This is a genomic window from Methylobacter sp., from assembly GCF_004322395.1.
Lineage (GTDB): Bacteria > Pseudomonadota > Gammaproteobacteria > Methylococcales > Methylomonadaceae > Methylobacter_A.
In genome coordinates this window covers 1-1,799 of the sequence record NZ_SCTW01000144.1, presented here as the reverse complement: position 1 = coordinate 1,799, position 1,799 = coordinate 1, and the positions used below count along the sequence as shown (strand labels likewise).

The 1,799-nt window shown below is 45.0% G+C and carries 3 protein-coding genes; 1 reads left to right on the top strand and 2 read right to left on the bottom strand.

Annotated features, from left to right (window positions below; genetic code table 11):
• The first annotated feature begins 188 nt into the window (after window positions 1-188).
• Complete coding sequence (locus EPO18_RS19010; protein ID WP_292436168.1) at window positions 189-1,106, top strand: GAF domain-containing protein; 918 nt, start codon at window positions 189-191, stop codon at window positions 1,104-1,106.
• Between the two features lie 27 nt (window positions 1,107-1,133).
• On the opposite strand, the gene EPO18_RS19005 is transcribed toward EPO18_RS19010, so the two are convergent.
• Both EPO18_RS19005 and EPO18_RS19000 read right to left on the bottom strand, forming a co-directional pair.
• Window positions 1,134-1,523, bottom strand: coding sequence for a DUF2721 domain-containing protein (locus tag EPO18_RS19005; RefSeq protein WP_292436165.1), 390 nt, complete (start codon window positions 1,521-1,523; stop codon window positions 1,134-1,136).
• Between the two features lie 84 nt (window positions 1,524-1,607).
• The coding region (locus tag EPO18_RS19000) for a hypothetical protein (protein ID WP_292436163.1) at window positions 1,608-1,799 on the bottom strand (192 nt) is incomplete at its 5' end.

Genomic DNA, 1,799 nt, shown 5'->3' with positions numbered 1-1,799 from the left:
GCTTTGGATGATAAATAATCGCCAACAGAAGTAACGGCTTTTATCGTTCTGGCAGACTCTGCAATCCGGCATAAAACCTGCTTAATTCTCGGGTATTCTTGCTATGTCTAATATGAGCCTCTTAATGTTATTGGAATATCTATCAGCTATCCGAAATCCGCTTTCTTTTACAAAGAAAACGGCTTGATATGAAAACATTTATTAAAGTAACCGAAATATGGATACCCACAAAAGATCGTACCCGGTTGGAGTTTGGCTCTGGATTGTATGGTGAGTTGAATGAATTTCGAGTCGCCAGTGAAAAGGAATCTTTCGCTTATGACGAGGGTTTGCCCGGTAAAGCGTGGGCCGCAGGTCATCCTGTGGTTTTAACGGAATTTGATTACTCTTATTTTAAAAGGACCAAATCCGCTAAAAGAGCCGGTTTAACCTGCGGTATTGCAATGCCCGTTTTTTCAGGCGAATTTATAATGGCCGTGGTGGTTTTTTTATGTGGAGACGATCAGCATCATGCGGGCGCCATAGAGGTATGGAGTAACAGTCTAGAGAAAAATTCTGAGTTGGCTGTTGTTGACGGATATTACGGTACGCTGGACGATTTTGAGAGACTATCCGGGAAAATCAAATTCACCAAAGGGGCAGGCTTACCGGGGCAGGTATGGGAAACAGGCATGCCTGTACTGATAGAAGATCTGGGACTATCTACTACTTTTATCAGAAGCGCGGACGCCAGAAAAGCGGGAATAACGACGGCATTGGGCATCCCGGTTTCGGTAGTTGCAAACCAAGTTTACATCATGACGTTTCTTTCGGCCAAAGCTACGCCGATTGCCAAACGCATACAGATATGGGCGCCGGATCAAAGCGGTCAGCGGTTGGTGTGTCAGGCAGGATACAGCAAACAGAATGATGAGCTGGCGGAAATCTTTGAAACCATCTCCGTCCGTAAAGGCGAAGGCATATTAGGCCGAGTATGGTTAACCGGAGTTCCAGCGATCAGAAATAACTCGGGCATTGCTGTTACAGAAGGTGGCTTGAGTTCGATGCTCGCCATACCTGTTATCGATAGCGGAAGTTTAAAAGCCGTCGTTACTTTTTTATTTTAGTGGCGAACATTGAATCTGAGGGGTTGGTTATCCTTCCATGTCTTCAAGCTCGATATTAAGCGCTTTGGTTGAAAGCAATAGCTCGCTTACTGAGGCCAGCAACGATAAGACGATAAAAGCCATGCTGAATCCAAAAGTAATATTGCCGTAATATTGCTGCCTATAAAAAATCAATCCCATCGCGAGTATGCAGCAGATAATACCGATGACTGCCAGTAACTGCATAGCCACAATAAAATGGATGCGGTGCTTTAAACTGTCAATCTGTTTTTTTGCAACCGGACTTTGGGTTTTGTTAAACAGGTTATGCTGTTCTCTAATCCGGCTGGCAATTGCCAAAAAACGATTGGAATAGGCCAAAAACAAAACCGAAATGGCTGGAAATAACAGGGCAGGGGTGGTGATAGTGATGTCCATGACTATTTATTAACTGATGTTACGTAGTTGCTCGGATTTAGACTGTATCAACATTTTCATTATTAAAGTGTCGCTACCGCGACGTTATTTGAATCGGGTTCTCGCACCCGAAAGCGAGTTACTTTCTTTTGCTTCGCCTCGGCAACTGCTCCTGCGTTGCTCTACCTCCTGCATCCGTGCAGTCGAAAAGAAAGTAACCAAAGAAAAGGCGACCCGGATGCCGCTTGAATCACTCGGCACATCCTTGTGCCTCGCCCTTCGGGTGCGATGCATGCA